Origin of the sequence: Gemmobacter aquaticus (assembly GCF_007859075.1) — a bacterium.
In the GTDB taxonomy this organism is placed as follows: Bacteria; Pseudomonadota; Alphaproteobacteria; order Rhodobacterales; family Rhodobacteraceae; genus Gemmobacter; species Gemmobacter aquaticus.
This window is the reverse complement of the sequence record NZ_VOAK01000020.1, coordinates 316,617-333,232: the sequence shown is the minus strand read 5'-3', so window position 1 is coordinate 333,232 and position 16,616 is coordinate 316,617. Positions and strand designations below refer to the sequence as shown.

The 16,616-nt window shown below is 64.2% G+C and carries 14 protein-coding genes; 8 read left to right on the top strand and 6 right to left on the bottom strand.

Translation table 11 applies throughout. The features are described 5' to 3' along the window. Positions 1-53 precede the first annotated feature (53 nt). Positions 54-1,001, top strand: a complete 948-nt coding sequence (locus FQU74_RS11290; protein ID WP_229704363.1) for a DMT family transporter — start codon at positions 54-56, stop codon at positions 999-1,001. On the opposite strand, the gene FQU74_RS11285 is transcribed toward FQU74_RS11290, so the two are convergent. Beyond that, the gene (locus tag FQU74_RS11285) at positions 998-1,666 is read right to left on the bottom strand and encodes a thiamine diphosphokinase (protein WP_146286562.1); all 669 of its coding nucleotides are present in this window, start codon (positions 1,664-1,666) and stop codon (positions 998-1,000) included. The genes FQU74_RS11290 and FQU74_RS11285 overlap by 4 nt on opposite strands. Before the next feature lie 218 nt (positions 1,667-1,884). On the opposite strand from FQU74_RS11285, the gene FQU74_RS11280 reads away from it, so the two are divergent. Beyond that, a complete protein-coding gene (locus tag FQU74_RS11280) occupies positions 1,885-3,810 on the top strand; it encodes a hypothetical protein (protein WP_158635578.1) in 1,926 nt (641 codons plus the stop codon). A gap of 52 nt (positions 3,811-3,862) precedes the next feature. Here the strand turns inward: FQU74_RS11280 and FQU74_RS11275 are convergent, their stop codons facing one another. The 3 genes from FQU74_RS11275 to pdxR all read right to left on the bottom strand — a co-directional run bounded on the left by FQU74_RS11275 (position 3,863) and on the right by pdxR (position 6,892). Then, complete coding sequence (locus FQU74_RS11275) at positions 3,863-4,096, bottom strand: DUF2842 domain-containing protein (protein WP_146286560.1); 234 nt, start codon at positions 4,094-4,096, stop codon at positions 3,863-3,865. Between the two features lie 3 nt (positions 4,097-4,099). Then, positions 4,100-5,392, bottom strand: a complete 1,293-nt coding sequence (locus tag FQU74_RS11270) for an adenylosuccinate synthase (RefSeq protein ID WP_146286559.1) — start codon at positions 5,390-5,392, stop codon at positions 4,100-4,102. A gap of 96 nt (positions 5,393-5,488) precedes the next feature. Further along, positions 5,489-6,892 carry a MocR-like pyridoxine biosynthesis transcription factor PdxR gene (gene pdxR, locus FQU74_RS11265; protein WP_206665018.1) on the bottom strand — a complete coding sequence of 468 codons (1,404 nt, stop codon included), beginning with the start codon at positions 6,890-6,892 and terminating at the stop codon, positions 5,489-5,491. A 63-nt stretch (positions 6,893-6,955) separates the two neighbouring features. Here pdxR and FQU74_RS11260 point away from each other — a divergent pair, with 63 nt between their 5' ends. The 3 genes from FQU74_RS11260 (at position 6,956) to FQU74_RS11250 (ending at position 10,101) form a co-directional block, all read left to right on the top strand. After that, positions 6,956-7,666: a pyridoxamine 5'-phosphate oxidase family protein gene (locus FQU74_RS11260; protein ID WP_146286558.1), complete on the top strand. Its 711-nt coding sequence runs from the start codon at positions 6,956-6,958 to the stop codon at positions 7,664-7,666. 191 nt (positions 7,667-7,857) lie between these two features. Then, complete coding sequence (gene secG, locus FQU74_RS11255; protein ID WP_146286557.1) at positions 7,858-8,295, top strand: preprotein translocase subunit SecG; 438 nt, start codon at positions 7,858-7,860, stop codon at positions 8,293-8,295. Positions 8,296-8,457: 162 nt separating this feature from the next. After that, a complete protein-coding gene (locus FQU74_RS11250) occupies positions 8,458-10,101 on the top strand; it encodes a CTP synthase (protein WP_146286556.1) in 1,644 nt (547 codons plus the stop codon). A 39-nt stretch (positions 10,102-10,140) separates the two neighbouring features. Here FQU74_RS11250 and chrA read toward each other — a convergent pair whose 3' ends face one another. Together chrA and FQU74_RS11240 are read right to left on the bottom strand one after the other, a co-directional pair. Continuing rightward, positions 10,141-11,508 carry a chromate efflux transporter gene (gene chrA / locus FQU74_RS11245; RefSeq protein WP_146286555.1) on the bottom strand — a complete coding sequence of 456 codons (1,368 nt, stop codon included), beginning with the start codon at positions 11,506-11,508 and terminating at the stop codon, positions 10,141-10,143. Continuing rightward, positions 11,505-12,341 carry a chromate resistance protein ChrB domain-containing protein gene (locus FQU74_RS11240; RefSeq protein WP_146286554.1) on the bottom strand — a complete coding sequence of 279 codons (837 nt, stop codon included), beginning with the start codon at positions 12,339-12,341 and terminating at the stop codon, positions 11,505-11,507. Before FQU74_RS11240 ends, chrA begins: the two co-directional genes overlap by 4 nt. A 332-nt stretch (positions 12,342-12,673) precedes the next feature. Here FQU74_RS11240 and FQU74_RS11235 point away from each other — a divergent pair, with 332 nt between their 5' ends. The 3 genes from FQU74_RS11235 to pstA are packed head-to-tail and all read left to right on the top strand — an operon-like array spanning position 12,674 to position 16,599. After that, entirely contained in the window at positions 12,674-13,729 is a 1,056-nt protein-coding gene (locus FQU74_RS11235) for a PstS family phosphate ABC transporter substrate-binding protein (RefSeq protein ID WP_146286553.1), read from the top strand. A 60-nt stretch (positions 13,730-13,789) separates the two neighbouring features. Then, positions 13,790-15,250: a phosphate ABC transporter permease subunit PstC gene (pstC, locus tag FQU74_RS11230; RefSeq protein ID WP_146286552.1), complete on the top strand. Its 1,461-nt coding sequence runs from the start codon at positions 13,790-13,792 to the stop codon at positions 15,248-15,250. Next, positions 15,247-16,599, top strand: coding sequence for a phosphate ABC transporter permease PstA (pstA, locus tag FQU74_RS11225; RefSeq protein ID WP_146286551.1), 1,353 nt, complete (start codon positions 15,247-15,249; stop codon positions 16,597-16,599). The genes pstC and pstA overlap by 4 nt, the downstream gene beginning before the upstream one ends. Positions 16,600-16,616: the final 17 nt, after the last annotated feature.

Sequence of the window (16,616 nt, the reverse complement as noted above, 5' to 3'; positions counted from 1 at the left end):
TCGCGTCGCATCCGGCACGCCGCAGGTGGCGATAAAGGGGTATTCACGGGGCCATGACCACTGCTGCAGCCCCCTCCCGCCCCGACCGTGTGGTGTTCGGCGCGATCCTGATGATCGCGTTCTGCATCCTTGCGCCCTTGCTGGACGTCTCGTCCAAACTGGCGGCACAGACGCTGCCGGTTGGGCAGATCACGCTGGCGCGCTTTGTGGTGCAGGCGGCGCTAATGCTGCCGGTTGCGGCCCTTCTTGGCACCTGGGGTCACCTGACTCCGCGCGTTGCAGCCCTGATCTTCCTGCGGGCAGCGTTCCTTGTCGCCTCGACCTATTGCTTCATCGCAGGCATCGCCATCATGCCAATCGCCGATGCGCTGGCGCTGGTCTTCGTCGAGCCCTTCATCCTTCTGTTCCTCGGCAAACTGCTGTTTGGGGATGAGGTGGGCAGGCGCCGCATCATCGCCTCTATCGTGGGATTTGCGGGGGCGCTTTTCGTGATCCAGCCCGCGTTCGCGACCTTTGGTCTTGTCACGCTTTATCCGCTGGGCACGGCCTTCCTCTTTGCCTTCTACATGCTGATCACCCGCGCCATTGCCCCCTCGATGGAGCCGGTGCCGATGCAGCTGCACACCGCCATCGCGGGCACGCTGATCTGCGCACCCATCCTGTGGTGGGGAGATGCGGCGGCGATCCCGGCACTGATGATGGCACAGCCAGAAGGCATCGTCTGGCTCTGGCTCTTTGGCGTGGGCTTCTGGGCGGCGGTCAGCCACATGTGCATGACCTATGCGCTGAAATTTGCCCCCTCGGCCACGCTCGCGCCGCTGCACTATCTTGAAATCGTCGTGGCAGTGATCCTTGGCTATCTGGTCTTCGGTGACTTCCCGAACGTGATGACCTGGATCGGCATTTCGATCATCATCGGCTCTGGCCTCTATGTCCTGTGGCGGGAGCGCGCCGCCGCGCGCCAGCGCAGCGCGGATGCGATGGCCGACCCAAGCTTCTAGGCCAGCGCCGCGATCACCATGCGCAAACTGCGCCGGGGCAGGATCACAAGCATCCCGTCGCCGTCGAAATCGAGTGTCACACGCCTGTCCTGCACCTCATTCGAGGTGCCGATGCGGCCATCGGGCGCAAGCGTCAGCCCGTCGATCGGCCAGCGCAGGCCGGTGCTGCGCCCTGTGATCGCCGCCATGGGAAAGAGCGAGATCCGTTCGCCCACCGGCAGACGCAAGGCAAGGCTGCGCGGGGCGGCAAAAATGACATCGCGGCCAGCAATCACGATGCAGGGCGCCCCACCCGCCTTCTGATACCGCAGCAGCGAAGAGAGCGCCGCCAAGGCATGATCCAGCCGCCCGCCCGTCACACCGATGGCCAGAATGAAGCGCGCCTTGATCGAACGCAGACACTTGTCCAGATCGGTCGTTTCCTGTTCGGCCACGTGATGAAGCCTGCCCGCGCCAAGGCGGGTGCGGGCGGCGTCGCTGATCGAGTCGAGATCACCGATGACGGCGATGGGCTCGGCCCCGTGGCGCAGTGCGCGGTCAGCCCCGCCGTCTGCTGCCACCAGCATCGGTGCATGTTTCAGCGCCATCCGCAGCGTCGTGCGGTCAACAGGGCCGCCCGCGACGAGCGTAATCCCCGCGTCTGAGACAACAAAATGCCCGTTCATCCGTTGATTGTTCTCGAATTGTGGCGGGAAGCTGACGCTGCGGCCATAATCAATCCTTCAAATTACCCACATCTGTCCATGGAATCGAACCGACCGAAGGTAAAGTCGACTCAACGACAGCAGAGGGCGAATACCCCATGAATGGTGCCAACAAAATACTGACGGTGTCCTATGGCACCTTCTCCTGCACCCTCGAAGGTTTCGAAGATCCCTTCAGCATGATGAAGGCCATCGCGGAATACTTCCGCGAGCTTGCTGCCGAGGACCGCTATTTCGGCGCCGAGCCGCCCACCCCGGATGCCGCAATGCTGCACCGTCTGGCCGAGCGCGAGATCCAGCGCCGGGTCGAGGCGAAGATCAAGGAAAACGGTGTAATCCTGCGGGCCCGCAATGATGATGAGCCGGATGCGGCCGCGGACGAGATGCCGGCCGCCGCGATGGCGGCGGTCTCGATGCCCATGTCGCAGCCCTCGCCCATTGCAGAACAGCCCACCCCGGCAGACTCCGTTGCCGCCCGGCTGAGCCGTATCCGCAGCCGTGAGACCCCCATCGATGCCCGGACGGTGCCGGCCTACGATGAGGACGAGGACACCCCCGTCGCCCGCATGGCGCCGATGCCCGAGCCCGAGGCAGATTTTGGGGCGGAGGTCGATCTGGTTGCCCTGACCGCAAGCGTCGCCGAAGCCGCTTTGGCAGAACCCGAAGTCGAGACTGCAGCCGAAGCGCAGACCGAGATCGAGGCCACCGGGATCGAGGCCTTTACTGAGGACGACGAAGCGCAGTTCGACGCCGCCGAGGCCGCGCCCGAAGTGGCCGACCTTGCCGCCGCGATCGACCTTTCTGGCGATGATACGGTCTCGGCCATCCTCGCCCGGCTGTCGTCGGATGACGAAGGTCAGACGCAGGACGATGATTTTGCCGAAACCTCAGCCGATGTGGCCGAGGCGGCGCAACTCGACGTTGATGACAGCGATGAGCCCTATGCAGAGGACCTTGCCGGGCCTGAAGTCGCAGCAGATGACGAGGACGAGGACGACTTCGAAGACGAGACAATTGAGCTTGCCGCATCCGGGGAGGAGGGAACCACGGACGAGGCTGCCGAGGACGATGCGGGCGCAGTGCTGCCCGGGCGCATTCAACGCGCCCGCGCCCGCATCGTCCGTCTGCGCCCCGCTGACGTGGCCGATGCCGAAGTCGTCGATGAGGCCCCTGAGACCGCAGCGCTGGAGGACAAACCCGTGGCCGAAGAGCCCGGCCGCGTCATCCGCCCCGCCCGCCCTGCCCGTCCGCAACAAGACCCTGACCGTTCTTTCAGTGCTCCGCCCCCCCAGCATCCGCGCTTTGACGCGCTGGCCGATGAGAGTGACCCGGCTGTGTCGCGGCTGCTTGCGGAAACCAACTCGCAGATGGAAGGCATCGAGAATCGTCGCAGACTGTCGGCGATCCAGCACCTGAAAGCAGCCGTCGCAGCCACCGTCGCCGAGCGTCGCGCGGGTGCCGCAAAGCCCGTGAACGAAGAAGACCGGATCGATCCCTATCGCTCGGTCCTGTCTCGGATCATGCGCCCCAACCAGGCCGCTGGCTCGGACGAGCCCGCCGAGATCGTCAAGGATGAAGCCCCGTCCGAGGCGCCCGCCAAGGCTCCGGCAATGGCGCCGCTCGTTCTGGTCAGCGCTCAACGGATTGACCTGCCCAAGACCGACAACGTGACCGCGCTGCGGACAATGCAGCTGACGAACCCGGCCCGCCCCCCGGTCCTGTTGACCGAGCTTGTGACGCGCGAAGAGGATGAGGTTCAGCCCGAAACCACCGACTATGTCGATGTCGGGGATGAGGCTGCACTTTTCTCGGACGTGAAAGGTTTCGCCGAATTCGCCGAACGCCTTGGCGCAGAGAACCTGCCCGCGCTTCTGGAGGCCGCTGCCGCCTATGCCGCCTGCATCGAAGGGCGCACATATTTCTCGCGCCCGCAGATCATGCGTCAGGTCGATGCGATGACGGGTGAATCGGCGACACGGGAAGACGCGCTGCGCAGCTTTGGCGCGCTTCTGCGGACCGGCCGGATCATCAAGGTCAAGCGTGGCCAGTATGCGCTGTCGGACGAGAACGACCTTCTGGCCGAGGCACGCAAGCTGGTTGGCTGACCAGACCATATAAAAAAAAATAAGGGCGGAAGGATCACCTTCCGCCCTTTTCTTATTTTCCGGCGTCGTCCTTGCGATCCGGGTCTTCCCGACCGACACCGCGAAAGATGAACTTGAACGGAAGCGCCCAGAGGAACCCGAGCCCGATATAGACCAGCAGTTCAACCCAGATCGGCGGACGTTCCATCGCGCCCATGATCCCCCAGACCGCCCCGATGTAGAGGGGCAGCCCGACCACGAGGATCAGAAGCGACAGCCATTTCCGGGTGCGGTAACCAAGGGCCATGGATCAATCCGCGAAGGGATCGGTGACGAGGATGGTATCGTCCCGTTCCGGGCTGGTGGAGAGCATGGCGACCGGGCACTGGATCAACTCTTCCACGCGGCGCACATATTTGATGGCGGCGGCGGGCAGTTCTGCCCAGCTCCGGGCGCCTGCGGTCGACTCGCTCCAGCCTTCCAACTCTTCGTAGATCGGCTTGCAACGGGCCTGCTGGTCGGCAGCCGTGGGCAGATAGTCGATGCGCTGACCATCGAGATCATAGGCCACGCAGATCTTCAGCGTCTCGAAACCGTCGAGCACATCCAGCTTGGTCAGCGCGATGCCCGAAACGCCAGAGGTTGCGCAGGTCTGGCGCACCAGCACCGCATCAAACCAGCCGCAACGGCGCTTGCGCCCGGTGACGGTGCCGAACTCATGCCCGCGTTCGCCCAGACGTTCGCCATCAGCGTCGTGCAGTTCGGCCGGGAACGGGCCCTCGCCCACGCGCGTCGTATAGGCCTTGACGATGCCAAGGACGAAATCGATCGCGGTCGGGCCGAGGCCCACGCCGGTCGCAGCCTGACCCGCCAGCGTGTTCGAGGAGGTCACATAGGGATAGGTGCCGAAGTCCACATCCAGCAGCGCGCCTTGCGCGCCTTCGAACAGGATGCGCTTGCCCGCGCGACGGGCCTCGTTCAGAACCTTCCAGACCGGCGCGGCAAAGGGAAGGACCTGCGTCGCGATTTCCGTGAGCTGCGCGATCAGACCTGCACGGTCAACCGGCTCCATCCCCAGGCCCTTGCGCAGCGCGTCATGGTGCGCAAGCAGACGGTCCACGCGGGTCTCAAGCGTTGCCGCATCGGCCAGATCAGCCACGCGGATCGCCCGGCGGCCCACCTTGTCTTCATAGGCCGGGCCGATGCCGCGCCCTGTGGTGCCGATCTTGGCGACGCCCACGGCACCTTCACGCGCGCGATCCAGTTCGCCATGCAGCGGCAGGATCAGCGAGGTATTCTCGGCAATCAGCAGGTTCTCGGCGTCGATGGTGACACCCTGCCCGCGCAGCTTGGCGATCTCGGTGACCAGATGCCAGGGATCAAGCACCACACCATTGCCGATGACAGACAGCTTGCCACCGCGCACGATACCCGAAGGCAGCAGCGACAGCTTGTAGACGTTGCCGCCGATAACGAGCGTATGGCCCGCGTTGTGTCCGCCCTGAAAGCGCGCGATCACGTCGGCCCGCTCGCTGAGCCAGTCAACGATCTTGCCCTTCCCCTCGTCACCCCACTGGGCGCCCACGACGACGACATTGGCCATGCCCGCTATCCTTCGGCAAAGTGAAACCCGCGACCGTATATCGAGAGAGGCCCGGCGATGACAGAGGAAAATCGCAAAGCATGGGTGTTGTCGGGATCAGGTCGCATCGCCCGGTTTGGCCGCATCAAGCCAGCGCCGCGCCGCGCGTGACAGCACCTCAGGGGTGTGGCCGGAATACCCGATGACAAGGCCGGGCCGCTTTGGCCCCAGATACATCGAGGATAGTGCACGGGCGCCAAAGCCGTGTGTGCGGGCGCGGGCCGCGACCTCCAGATCATTGCTCCCATCTGGCAGACGCAAGGTCAGATGCAGCCCCTGTTCGGGTGGCGTGACCGGAAGGCCAGCCTGCGTCAGTTCAGCCACCAGCGCATCACGCGCCAGCCGCACTCTGCGCCTTGCGCGACGCAGATGCGCGGCAAAGCCACCCGAGGCGAGGAACTCGGCCAGTGCGGGCTCGATCACGCCCGGGGGCGCGCGGTCGATGCGGCGACGCAACGACAGGACTGGGTCAACCAGCGGCATCGGCAGCACCATGTAGCCGACGCGCAGGCCGGGCATCAGCGCCTTGGAGAATGTGCCGATGTAGATGACGCGGCCCGCCCCATCCATCCCCTGCAAGGCGGCGAGCGGCGCGCCTTCAAAGCGGAACTCGGAATCGTAGTCGTCCTCGATGATCCACGCGCCCTGCCGCTCGGCCCAGGCCAGCAGATCAAGCCGGCGGCGCATCGACATGACCACCCCCAGCGGAAACTGGTGAGAGGGCGTGACATAGGCCGCGCGGGCATCAGGAGCGCGGGCGATCCCTTCCGCCACATCCACCCCTTCCGCATCCACCGGAACCGGGATCAGGGTCTGGTCCGACAGGGCGGCCTTGCCGCTCGGGTAGCCCGGATCCTCCATCCATACACGATCGCCCGGAGCAAGCACTGCACGCGCGATCAGATCGAGCGCGCCTTGCGTACCAGATGTCAGGATCACCTGCGCCTCATGCAGCCTGAGGCCGCGTGCCGTGCGCAGGTATTCGGCCACCTCGGTCCGCAGACGCAGGCCGCCACGCGGATCGGCATAGTGAAAGAGGCTCTCTGGAGGGCGGGCAAGTGTGCGGTTGATCAGCCGTCGCAGCACGGCAAGGCTGACCGGATCGGGACAGGCGAGCCCGAGATCCCCTGGAAGATCCAACGCTTCAAAGCGCGCACCCACTGGCGCAGGCTGTTCCCCGACCCGCGGCACGGCATCGGCGACAAAGGTTCCCGCGCCCACACGCGCCACCGCAAAGCCATCGGCGATCAGCGTCTCATAGCCGGTCACCACCGCACCGCGCGCAATCTGAAGCTGCGCGGCCAGCTCGCGCGTCGGCGGCAGTTTCGTACCGGGACGCAGCTGCCCCCCCTCTATCATCCGGCGCAGCGCGGAATAGAGCGCGCGTGGCCTTGGCCCGTGATCGGGAAGCACGGGAACCATACCAGAGAGATCCGGCAGATTGGTCTGAATTCTTTTCACTGAATTGGACCTCTTTCAGACCAATCTACTGCGATAGACCGGTCCGTATCAAGTGAGGATGCCATGAAAGACTACGCGAAAACCCCGATCAGCCGGATCAGGCGCAACCCGAAGCGCGCGGTGTATGACCGTAAAGCCGTCCACGCCATTCTGGACAGCGCGCTGCTTTGCCATGTGGCCTATGTCATTGACGGACAGCCCTATTGCACGCCGACAATTCACTGGCGCGAGGGCGAGACGATGTTCTGGCACGGCTCCTCGGCCAGCCGAATGCTGCGCGCGCAGGGAAAGGGGGCGCCGGTCTGCCTGACGGTCACCCATCTGGATGGTCTGGTCATGGCCCGTTCAGCCTTCAACCATTCCTGCAACTTCCGTTCCGCCATGGTCTTTGGAACCGCCCGGTTGATTGACGATCCTTCGGAGAAGCGCCGGGCACTTCTGGCCATTACCGACCGGCTGTACCCCGGCCGAAATGCCGAATTGCGCAGCATGACGGATCAGGAGATCAAGGCGACCTCGGTTGTGGCGATGGAGATTGAGGCCGCCTCGGCCAAGGTTCGCGCCGAGAATGTGGGGGATGACGAGATCGACGGCAGCCACCCGGTCTGGGCCGGGGTTATCCCCGTGCAGACCGTGATCGGGGCGCCATTGGCATCACCCATCTTGCCAGAGGATCAGGCCTATCCCGCCCATCTGGCCCCATATACGACAGGGAAGCGTCTGGACGAGGCACTGGCAGAGACGCAGGCACTATATGAGAAGGGGGTTCTCTGACCCTGACGTCGCGCGGGGGGCTGTCTGCCCCCCAACGGCCCGTTCCGGGCCTCCCCCCGAGGATATTTGGGAAAAGAAGAAAAGATTAGGCCGGGTCATCGCGCCCGCGTGGCGTCGAGGGCAGAGCAGGGCTTGCGCGGGCTGTCCCTTCCGCCTAGATAGGCGCGTCAGCACGGAAGAACGGCCGCCCCATGGAAAATGTCATCCTTACGATCCACCTGATCCTTGCGCTTCTGCTTATCGGCGTCGTGCTGTTGCAGCGGTCGGAGGGTGGCGGGCTTGGCATGGGCGGCGGCGGCGGCGCGATCTCTGCGCGTGGTGCCGCAAATGCGCTGACCAAGCTGACCTGGATCTTTGCCATCGGCTTTATCATCACCTCGCTGACGCTGACCATTCTGGCAGCGCGTTCGGCCGACAGCAGCTCGGTCGTGGAACAGATCGGAGGCTCGGCCCCGGTCGCCCCGGCGACGCCGACGGCACCGCTTGGTGGGGGCAGCCTGCTTCCGCCGCCCACCGCCGACGCACCTGTGCCGCCGCCACGCGCCGATGCGCCAGCCGAGGGCACGCCCGCAGCGCCCGAGCAGCCCGCCACGCAGACCGCTCCGGCCACGCCTGCGCCGAACAACTGATCGCCACCACAATTTCTAGGCCCCGCGCCGCGGGGCCGAACAGCATCTTGCGGTATCTGTTGCGCTTTGGCGGAAATCCGGCTAAGGCTCAACTCCCGTGGTGCTGCGATTCTGCTTTGACGAATCGCCTGATCCGAAACGATTGACACGGGAGTCCCGACCTTGGCGCGTTACATCTTCATTACCGGCGGCGTCGTCTCCTCGCTTGGCAAGGGGCTCGCATCGGCCGCACTTGGCGCGCTGTTGCAGGCCCGCGGCTATTCGGTGCGGTTGCGCAAGCTGGACCCCTATCTGAACGTCGATCCGGGCACCATGTCACCCTTTGAGCATGGCGAGGTTTTTGTGACCGACGACGGCGCGGAAACCGATCTCGACCTTGGGCACTATGAGCGGTTCACGGGTGTTTCGGCGCGCAAGACCGACTCGATCTCCTCAGGCCGCATCTATTCCAACGTGCTGGAGAAAGAGCGCCGTGGCGACTATCTGGGCAAGACGATCCAGGTCGTTCCGCACGTGACGAATGAAATCAAGGACTTCCTGCGCATCGGCGAGGCCGAGTGCGACTTCATGCTGTGCGAGATCGGCGGCACGGTGGGCGACATCGAGGGCCTGCCCTTCTTCGAGGCGATCCGCCAGTTCATCCACGAACGCCCGCGTGGAGAATGCATCCTGATGCACCTGACGCTGCTGCCTTACCTGTCGGCCAGCGGCGAGTTGAAGACGAAGCCTACGCAGCACAGCGTCAAGGAATTGCAAAGCATCGGCTTGGCACCTGACGTGCTGGTCTGCCGCAGCGAGCACCCGATCCCGGAACGGGAGCGCGAGAAGATCGCCCTCTTCTGCAACGTCCACAAGGACGCGGTGATCCCCGCCTATGACCTCAAGACCATCTATGAGGCTCCGCTGGCCTATCACCGCGCGGGGCTGGATCAGGCGGTGTTGAACGCCTTTGGCATCGAGCCCGCGCCCAAGCCCAATCTGACCCGCTGGGAAGACGTGATGGACCGCCTGACCAACGCCGAGGGCGAGGTTCGCGTGGCGATCGTGGGCAAGTACACCCAGCTGGAAGATGCCTACAAATCCATTGCCGAGGCGCTGACCCATGGCGGCATGGCCAACCGCGTCAAGGTGAAGGCCGAGTGGATCGACAGCGAAATCTTCGAGCGCGAGGACCCGGCGCCCTATCTTGAGCGTTTTCAGGCCATCCTCGTTCCCGGCGGCTTTGGTGAGCGCGGGACCGAAGGCAAGATCAAGGCCGCCCGCTATGCCCGTGAAAAGCAGATCCCCTATCTGGGCATCTGCCTTGGCATGCAGATGGCGGTCATCGAATCGGCCCGCAATCTGGCCGGGTTGACCGATGCCGGATCGGAAGAATTTGACCACGAGGCAGGCGCCAAGCGCTTTACTCCGGTCGTCTATCACCTGAAGGAATGGGTGCAGGGCAACCACAAGGTGGAGCGCAAGGTCGGCGACGACAAGGGCGGCACCATGCGGCTTGGCGCCTATAACGCGACGCTGATGCCCGGATCAAAGGTGGCCGAGGTCTACGGCACCACCCAGATAGAAGAGCGGCACCGCCATCGCTATGAGGTGGACATCCGCTACAAGGACAAGCTGGAAAGCTGCGGGCTGATCTTCTCGGGCATGTCGCCCGACGGAAAGCTGCCCGAGATCGTCGAGGTCAAAGGCCATCCGTGGTTCATTGGCGTGCAGTTCCACCCGGAGCTGAAGTCGAAGCCCTTTGCCCCGCATCCGCTGTTTGCCGATTTCGTGCGCGCGGCAGTGGGCGTCAGCCGTCTGGTCTGACGCCCTTCGGCGGTGTCATTCCCACGCGATGCGGGCGGGCTAGATCAGCCCGGCCAGATGCAGCAGCACCCCAAGTGCCGCTGCACCGCCCAGAACGGTCGCCATGCCTAGCTTCAGCCTGAACACCGCGATCAGGGCCAGAACCGATAGCACCGCTGCCAGCCAGTTGACCGATCCGGGGACAGGCAATTCCATCGACACCGGGCCCGCGTCAAACCGCCAGACCTGCTGCCAGACCACATGGATGGCAAACCAGATCGACAGGTTCAGGATCACGCCCACAACGGCGGCTGTCACTGCCGTAAGCGCTGCGGCGAGTGCCGCATTGGCACGCAGACGCTCCATGTAGGGCGCGCCGAGAAAGATCCAGGCAAAGCAGGGCGCGAAAGTGACCCACGTGGTCAAAAGCCCGCCAAGAGTGCCAGCGACCAAGGGCATCGCCCAGCCCGCCTCGCGGAAAGCGCCCATGAAGCCCACGAACTGCAGTACCATGATCAGCGGACCGGGGGTGGTTTCCGCCATGCCAAGACCGTCGAGCATCTCGCCCGGTTCCAGCCAGCCATAGGTGCCGACCGCCGCCTGCGCGACCCATGCGAGCACGGCGTAGGCGCCGCCAAAAGTCAGCACGGCGAGCTTCGAGAAATAGGTGGCGATGTCAGCAAACACGCTGTCGGGCGCCAGAACCACAAGTGCCACGACCGGCACCAACCACAGCACCAGCGCGACAAGCCCCGCGCGAAACGCCCCCGCATGGGTTGCGCCGGTCAGATTGACATGCTCTTCGCCCAGCAGGGTCGCCGCGTCATCCACATGGGTCTTGCCAACCGAGCCATGACCGCCGCCGCCATGAAACCCCGCAAGCCCCGCCTTCGCCCCCGCCCAGCCAATCAGGGCAGCCACCGCCACGATCAGTGGAAAGGGCACCCCAAAGGCAAAGATCGCGACGAAGGATGCCGCAGCGATTGCCTTCATCGCAGTATTCTTCAACGCACGCTTGCCGACCCGGACCACCGCCTGCAACACGATGGCCAGAACTGCCGCCTTCAATCCGAAGAACAGCGCCGAGACGAACCCGACATCGCCCCAGACGGCATAGACCCAGCTCAGCGCCATGATCGCGATGACGCCCGGCGCGATGAACAGCAGGCCCGCCACCAGCGCGCCCCGTACCCCATGCATCAGCCAGCCGATATAGGTGGCAAGTTGCTGTGCCTCCGGCCCCGGCAGAAGCATGCAGAAGTTGAGCGCATGCAGAAACCGCCCGTCCCCCAGCCAGCGCCGCTCTTCGACCAGAATTCGGTGCATGACCGCGATCTGCCCCGCAGGACCACCAAAAGACAGCGCCGCGATCCGCGCCCAGACCTTCGCGGCTTCGGCCAGTGTCGGATACTGAGGCGTATCTTTCATTTCTGCTTTCCGCTGTTCACAGGCCAGTTATGAGTCTCGTCCGTCGCATCCCGCGCCCAGCGATAAAAGGCATCATAAAGTGACATGCCTGCGTCGAGCTGGGCCAGATCGTCGGAATACATCCGCGACAGACCCAGCGATGCCGCCAGAAGGCCCGCGCATTCCGGCGCCAGATCGGGGCGCGCGGTGTCGGCGCCCCTTACGATGGCGGCCAGCCGCATCAGCGCCGGGGACGACAGACCAAACTCGGTCAGGATCGTGTCAAAGGTGCATCCCTCATCGCGGTGGCTCCAGAATGTGCCCTCGATGTCAAATGGCGCCGCACCGAATAGCTCGGCCACCGCCAGCACTTCGGACGGAGCGACAAAGAGAAAGACCGCACGCGGATCGATGAAGCGGCGGATCAGCCAGGGGCAGGCGATCCGGTCGATCTTGGGGCGTGACCGCGTCACCCACAGACTGCGGCCCTGCCCGTCGCGCGCGGTAATCGCGGTCGGATCATGTGTGATATGGCCTGACGCGATCCACGCCTCATGCCCGCCCTCGAGGTATTCGGCCTGCACGCCCTGCTGGCGTAACCAGGCCGCAACGCCCTGGCTTCGGGCGTGACCGGCAGCACATGCAACGACGACCGACTGCCCCGTCAGACCCTGCGACAAAGACGCAAGTGCATCGGGCGCAATATCTGCCTCATCAAGCGCGCGGGCCGATGCAATCCGCCGCGGGTCGGCACTGCGCAGCGCCGCGCGCCGCACATCCAGCACGATCGGGGCACGGGGCGTGCCGATCAGTTTCGCGAGTCTGTCACATGTCATGGAATCAGGCGCAGGCATCTGCGTTCCTCCCCTCTGGGTTCGATGGAATCAGGGCGTGAACGCGATCTTCGGCTGGCGCCTCGTGGGGTGCTCGCGGGACCCCATACGATCAATTGTCCCGCTTTTGGTCGACAAGTCAATGTGATGCATGCTCCTACGGGGAATGGCACCTCTGGCGGGCAAGTTGCAAGGCTTCTGGCGAACGCTGACAGAGGATGAAAATGGTGCATCCAAGGGGCAATTTTACAAACCTGTTACACAAATCTTACAGAAGGGTCACAGCCGACAGATAGCACCCGGCCCAAGGGCGCAAGGTCGCGCCCCGTTGACGGACAAAATCGGAGCAACCCATGTCTGCCATGAAACTCAGCGCCTCTGCGATCGCTGTAATCGCTGCCTCGGCCACCGTCGCGATGGCGCGCGACAACGTTCAGGTCGCCGGTTCCTCGACCGTTCTGCCCTATGCCACCATCGTGGCCGAAGCCTTCGGCGAGAACTTCGACTTCCCGACCCCGGTCGTGGAAGGCGGCGGTTCGGGCGCTGGCCGCAAGAAGCTGTGCGAAGGCGTGGGCGAAAACACCATCGACATCGCCAACTCGTCGTCGCGCATCAAGCAGTCGGACATCGACCTCTGCAAGCAGAACGGCGTCGAAGAAATCATGGAAGTCCGCATCGGCTATGACGGGATCGTCTTCGCTTCGGATATCGCTGGCCCCGATTTCGCGCTGACCCCGGCCGACGTGTACAATGCGCTCGGCGCAAATGTCGCCAAGGACGGCGCCTTGGTTGCCAACGCCGCCAAGAACTGGGCCGACGTGAACGCCGCCCTGCCCGCCCAGGCGATCCTTGCCTTCATCCCCGGCACCAAGCACGGCACGCGCGAAGTGTTCGACGTGAAGCTGCTGGAAGAGGGCTGCAAGGCCACCGGCGCCTATGACCTGTTCATGGCCGCTTCGACCGGTGCCGACGAAGACGCCAAGAAGAAAGAAAGCGTTGAAAAGTGCCTCGAGCTGCGCACGGATGGCGCATCGGTCGACATCGACGGCGACTACACCGAGACGCTGGCCCGCATTGCCGCCAACAAGACCGCTGTCGGCGTCTTCGGCCTGTCGTTCTACCAGAACAACACCGACAAGCTGAAAGTGGCAACCATCGACGGCGTCGTGCCTTCGGTCGAGTCGATCTCGAAGGGTGAATACCCGGTGTCGCGTCCGCTCTACTTCTACGTCAAGAAGGCGCATCTCGGCGTGATCCCGGGCCTGCAGGAATACATCGACTTCTTCGTGTCGGATGACATGGCTGGCCCCGATGGCCCGCTGGCTGCCTATGGTCTGGTGTCCGACCCGGAACTGGCCGCCACGCAGGCCGCTGTGGCCGCGGGCACCCCGATGGGGCCGCTGGAATAAGGCAACAGACCTTGGGGGCGCGGTATCCGCGCCCCCTTCCCTCTCAAGCGGACGCAAGACATGAGCGTTGGACTAATCACATTGATCGTTCTGGGCCTTGCGGTCCTCGGCTTTATTTATGGGCGCCATCGGGCGCTTTCTGCCGTTGAGGGTGATGCCCGGCACCTGCACTCGCTGCCTTCATACTATGGCTGGTCGGTTTTTCTGTTCACCGCAGTGCCGTCGCTGCTGCTGATGTGCGCGTGGCTGATCCTGCAGCCCTCGATCATTGAAAACCGCGTTGCGGCCCTTGTCCCCGAGGCGGATATCGCCGCCGCAGGCAGCCTCAATCTGGTCATGGCCGATGTGCGCCGGATCGCCGGCGGGATTGACGCGATGGCGAAAGAGGCGGGCCTTGACGAGGCCGGGATTGACGCCCTGCGCGCAGACCTGAGCGACATCCGCGGTCGTCTGGCCGAGGTCGGCGTCGCGCTCGGCTCGAACGTCGGCGAGCCCATCCTGAATGCCGCGCGCGAATTCCGCAGCCTGAATGCGTCAATGCGCATGGCGATGGCGGTTGCGGTCATTGTGGCCGCAGTTGCGGGTCTTGTCTTTGCCGCCCTCCGCATCAACCCGGCACTGCGCGCGCGCAATCTCGTTGAACAATTCGTGCTGGTACTGCTCGTGTCCTGCTCGATGATCGCGGTTGCGACGACCGTCGGCATCATTGTCTCGCTGGTCTTTGAAAGCTGGCACTTCTTCCAGCTTTACCCGGCCAAGGACTTCCTTTTCTCGACCACCTGGAACCCGAAGTTCGGCGGTGGGTCGTCACTGGGCATCTGGCCGCTTCTCTGGGGCACGCTTTACGTCTCGTTCATCTCGCTGATCGTCGCGGCGCCGATCGGGCTGCTCGCCGCGATTTACCTGTCGGAATATGCCACGCCCAAGGTGCGCGCCACCGTGAAGCCGCTGCTCGAGGTGCTGGCCGGTATCCCCTCGATCGTCTACGGCCTTTTCGCCCTGATTACCGTAGGCCCCTTGCTGCGCGACTGGATTGCCGTGCCTGCCGGCCTGGGCGACTCGTCCTCGTCAGTGATGACGGCAGGTCTGGTCATGGGCATTATGCTGATCCCCTATGTCTCGTCGCTGTCTGATGACATTATCAACGCCGTGCCGCAGGCGATGCGGGATGGCTCGTTCGGCCTTGGCGCCACGCATTCCGAAACCATCAAGCGCGTCGTCCTTCCCGCCGCCCTGCCGGGCATCGTCGGCGCCATCCTTCTGGCCGCCAGCCGCGCCATCGGCGAGACGATGATCGTGGTGATGGGCGCCGGTGCGGCCGCGAAGCTCAGCCTTAACCCGTTCGAGGCGATGACCACGGTGACCGTGAAAATCGTAAGCCAGTTGACCGGCGATACCGAGTTTGCCAGCCCCGAGACGCTGGTCGCCTTTGCGCTCGGCCTCACGCTCTTCTGCTTTACCCTCGCCCTCAACGTCCTCGCGCTCGTGATCGTGCGCAAGTATCGGGAGCAATACGAATGACCGACGCGAGCATGCATGACGCCGCGCCGCAGAACCGGCCCGCCTCGCTTCTGACCGCCGATGCCCGCACCCGCCGCCGCAAGGCTGCCGAGACGCGCTTTCGCCTGATGGGCGTGGCCGCGATCAGCGTGGGCCTTCTGGCGCTGGTCTTCCTCCTCACCTCGGTTCTTGGCAACGGCTTTGGTGCCTTCCGCCAGACGGTTGTGGAAATCCCGATCACCCTGGACGAGGCCGTGCTCGACAAGTCGGGCACCCGCGACCTTGAGGTGATGAAGAAGGTTACGACCATTGGCTATGGCAAGGTGATCCAGAAGGCGCTGGAGGCTGAACTGGCCAACCGCGGGATCGACACCTCGGCCGTCAAGGCAAAGGACGTGATGGGACTGATGTCGAAAGAGGCTGCGGCCGATCTGCGCAACATGGTGCTGGCCGACCCGTCGCTTCTCGGGCAAACCATCACTTTCAACGCCTTTGCCACCTCGCGCGTCGACGGCTTTTTCAAGGGTCGCGTCACGATGGAGAGCGCGAAGCTCGACAGCAACATCAGCCCCGAGCAGCTTCAGATCGCGCAGGCCATGCATGACGCGGGCATCATCGAGACGAAGTGGAACTGGGGCTTCCTGACCATGTCGGACTCGTCGGAACTGCGGCCCGAAACCGCAGGCCTGGGCGTGGCGATCCTGGGTTCGGCCTATATGATGATCATCGTGCTGGTCCTGTCGCTGCCCATCGGTGTCGCGACCTCGATCTACCTTGAAGAAATGGCCCCAAAGAACAAATGGACCGACCTGATCGAGGTGAACATCGCCAATCTGGCCGCCGTGCCCTCGATCGTCTATGGTATCCTCGCGCTTGCGTTGTTCATCAACTTCATGGGTCTGCCGCAGTCGGCGCCCATCGTCGGGGGGCTTGTGCTGACGCTGATGACACTGCCCACCATCATCATTGCCACCCGCGCGGCGCTGAAGGCGGTTCCGCCGTCGATCCGCGATGCGGCACTGGGCGTGGGCGCATCGAAGATGCAGTCGATCTTCCACCATGTGCTGCCGCTGGCCATGCCCGGCATCCTGACGGGCACGATCCTTGGCCTTGCGCGTGCGCTTGGCGAAAGCGCCCCCCTGCTTCTGATCGGCATGGTGGCCTTTGTGAAGGACTTCCCTGCCGCGCCGCCGCAGGGCTTGATGCAGCCCGCCACCGCCCTGCCCGTGCAGGTCTACCAATGGACGCAGCGTTCCGATCCGGCCTTCGTGGAACGGGCTTCGGGCGCGATCATCGTCCTTCTCGTCTTCCTTCTTCTGATGAATGCGGTTGCGATCGTGCTGCGCCGCCGATTTGAACGCCGCTGGTAAGAGGCCGCCCATGAACG